Raw genomic sequence first — 3,958 nt, forward strand, 5'->3', positions numbered from 1 at the left:
ATCACGAGCGGCGGCGAGCTCAAGATCGCCACCCAGGGGGCGCTGGGCAATACCGGCGGCACATTGGAAGCGCAAAGCCTGCAACTCGCCAGCGGCAGCGACATCGACAACCGCGGCGGCACGATGCGCCAGACCAGCGGTGTCGGCTTGACGGTGACCGCACCGATCCTGAGCAACACGGCCGGCGGCGTGATCGGGGCCGAGCTGTTGCCCGAGACGCCTGCGCAGCCGGGCCCGGGAACCGGCATCGATGGGACTGGAGCCTCCCATCCAGCGACGCCGAGCACCGGCATCGAGACCGGCACGGGCAGCGGCGGCGGTAGCGGTAGCGGCGGCAGTGCCACGAGCGCATCGCCAAGTGACATGCCCATGCCCGCACCCGGCACCATCACCGCCGCCGGCAGCATCCTCAACGACGCGGGCCGGGTGTACGTGGGTGGCCCCATCCACCTGCAGACGCCGCAGGTCGACAACAACGGCGGCTCCCTCACCACGACCAGCCTGACTGCGAGCGGGCCGAGCTTCCGCAACGCGGGCGGCACGGTCAACGTTGCGGGCAGCTTCACTGCCCATGTCGATCGCTTCGACAACACCGGCGGCACGGTGCGCGCGGGCAGCCTGCAGATCGCCAGCTCGGGTGACCTGGTCAACACGGACGGCCAGCTCGAGAGCATGGGCGATGCAAACATCGCCGCCGCCGGCTCGCTGGACAACACCCGAGGCAGCATCACCGCGGCGCGGCATGTGGCCATCACGGCCGCCAGCATGCAGGGCGCGGGCGTGCTCGGCGCGGGCATCCAGGCCGACGGCAAGCTCGGGAGCGCAGGCGACCTGCGCGTGACCACCACCGGCGCACTGGCTGCCAACGGCACGATCCTCGCGGCCGGCGATGCCACGCTGCAAGGCGCAAGCATCGACCTGTCCTCCAGCACTACCACCGCGGCCAACATCGCGCTCACTGCCACGCAGGGCAACCTCATCACGAGCGCAGCGCGCGTGACGACACCGGGCACCTTGAGCGTCACGGCCGATGCCCATGCGGGGCAGGGCTGGGTCAACGACACCGGCCGGCTCATTGCCGGCCAGCTCGACGTGCGTGCGTCCAACATCGCCAACACGCACGGCGGCCAGATCGTCCAGACCGGCAGCGGCGCGACGCGCATCACGGTGGCGGGTGCCTTGATCAACAACGCCGGCACCCTCGCGAGCAAGGGCAACACCACCGTTGCCGCAGCCAGCCTGGCCAACCAGGCCGGTTCCATTCGTGCCGCCGAGGCTTCGAACCTCGACCTCGCAGTCGGTGGCCTGCTGGACAACAGCGCCGCGGGCGTCATCGGCGCAGGCGGCAATGCGGCCATCACGGCCGGCGTCCTGCGAAACGACACGGGCCGCATCACCGCCGTGGGCGACCTGAGCGCCACGATCGTCGGCGCCGCCACCAACATCGGCGGTACCCTGGCCGCCAACGGCAGCACCACGCTCACGGCCGACACCCTGGACAACACGCGCGGCAGCGTGGCCGCGGTCCATGGGCAGCTGCGTGCCGCCACCGCCGGCCAGACCGTCAATGCGGCCGGCAAGCTTCAGGCCGGCCGCGCCGTCGCGCTTGCCAACGGCGGCCTGGTCAACACGGCAGGCTATGTCTCCGGCAGCAGGGTGTCCGTGGACACACGCGGCAATGCGCTGGCGAACACGCACGGCACCATCGCGGCCCTGACCGCTGTCACTGTGAACTCGGGCGCACTGGTCAACGATGCGGGCCTGATCCACTCGGGTGGCGCGATGACCATCGACGTCCATGGCGCCGGTTACGACAACAGGGGCGGCCAGACGCTCGCCGCGGGCGACCTGCGCATCGACGCCGGCGCCATCGACAACACCGGTGCCTTGATCCGCTCGGGCGCCACCACCACCCTGAACGCCGCCAGCATCGCCAACGCCAACACCTCAGGCGCGGACCAAGGCATCGAGGGTGACAACGTCGCCATCACCACCGTTGCCCTCGGCAACACGTCCGGCGCCATCCGCGCCAACGTGAACGCCACCCTCACCAGCAGCGGCACCGTCGACAACACCTCCGGCTTGATCTCCGCGGGCGACACGGTCGCCATCGTCGACCCGAACGCGGCCAACCCGGCCGCCAAGACCTTGGATGTGACCAACACGGGCGGCGCCGTGCTGGCGGACCAGCGCCTGGCCGTCGATGCCGCCTCGCTCGGCTTCGACGGCCAGCTGCGCTCCGGAGGCGACATGCGCCTCGCGTTGACGCAGGACGTGGTCACCGCCGCCGCGAGCCGGACCATTGCCAGCCACGACCTGAGCGTCGCCACCCGCGGCAACGTCACCCACGGCGGCACGCTGGCCGCGGGCAATGCACTGGCCCTCTCGGCGCGCAACATCGATAACACCGCCACCGGCGACATCCGGGGCCATGCCACCACGCTCGCCGCCAGCGACACCGTCACCAACCGCGGCGTCATCGACGGCGTGGTCACCCGCATCGACGCGGGAACACTCACCAACATCGGCACCGGCCGCATCTACGGCGACCGGATCTCCATCGGCGCGGCCACGCTGAACAACCTGGCCGAGACGGTCAACGGCGTCACGTCCGCTGGCACCATCGCCGCGCGAGCGCGCCTGGACATCGGCGCCCAGGCGATCAGCAACCGCGATGGATCGTTGATCTTCAGCGCCGGCGACCTCGCCATCGGCGGCAGCCTGGATGCCGACGGACGGGCCACCGGCGCCGCCGCAACGCTCGGCAACCACGCCTCGACGATCGAGGCCACGGACAACGCCGGCATCGGCGCCGCGGTCCTGAACAACACCAACGACGGCGTCACCTGGATCTTGCAGCCGGGCACGAGCGAACATCGGGTCGAGTACGCAGTCCCGGGCAGCGCCACGCACTATCCGGCCTCGGAGGTCCTGCTTGCCGTCGGCGGCAACCTCCCGATCGTCTCGATCGACAACGCGGGCTGGAGCAACTGGGTGGCCACGGACGCCTCCAACCCTCTCGCGCCGGGCAGCAACGCCGCCGCCAGGCTGCTGCTGCCGTCGCCCGACTACCCGCTCGAGCGCTTCCGGGCGTACTACCTGCAGAGCCCAGCCAACAGCGCCGACCGCAGCTTCCGCACCTGCAACGTCGACACCTGCGAGACCACCGCCATGCCCGGCGCCTGGTACGCCATCAGCGACCCGATCTGGGCGACCTTCGGCGTGGCACCGCCGCCGGCCGATCTGCCCGCCACCCATCCCGGACGCATCGACCCCCACATCGCGGTGGGCCAGGAAGGCCTGAGCGCCACCGTCGACGGCCCCTCGGGCCCGACCACCGTCATGCTGCAGCGCTTCGACCATCCGGTCACGCAGGCCGAGTACGAGCAGTGGCAGGCCTATCGAGCCGCCCACGAGGCGCTGGACGTGGCCACGCTCGGCTTCATCCACACCATCACGGGCGTGGTTCGCGGACCCGAGGGCGACAAGCCTCCCCGCCTGTCGTCCATCTACGACGCCTTCGACTACACCGTCACCGGCTCCACCGCGGTGCTGCAGAGCTCCGCCCCGGGCAAGATCCTCGCGGGTGGGGCGATGAACATCGACGTCGGCAGCGGCACCAACGACATGAGCCAGATCCTCGCCGGCGGGGCGCTGACGGTCGCCGGCGGCACGATCGCCAACGTCGGCCTCGTGGTGGATGCGCCCACGGTGCAGACCGGCACCGCCATCCACAGCTACGTCCAGAACGATCGGCGCACCTATCAGTTCGCCCCCTACGACCTCACTACCTACGCCACCATCACAGTGGCAGCGGCGCGGCAAGAAGGCAATACGAGCATCTCGGGCAGCGGCGCCGACGCCGGCAGCCTGACCCTCGGCCAGACCAGCGCCACTGCGCAGGGCGCAGGCAGCGTGCAGGGCACGCGCGTAAACCCGATCGTGCAGGTGCACGCGG

At 70.7% G+C, this 3,958-nt stretch carries 1 protein-coding gene; it reads left to right on the forward strand.

Translation table 11 applies throughout. From position 1 onward, the window contains the following. A partial coding sequence (locus APY03_RS45375) for a beta strand repeat-containing protein (protein ID WP_443082830.1) occupies window positions 1–3,958 on the forward strand: 3,958 nt, incomplete at both ends.

The sequence above is a fragment of the Variovorax sp. WDL1 genome (assembly GCF_001541225.1).
GTDB lineage: Bacteria > Pseudomonadota > Gammaproteobacteria > Burkholderiales > Burkholderiaceae_C > Variovorax.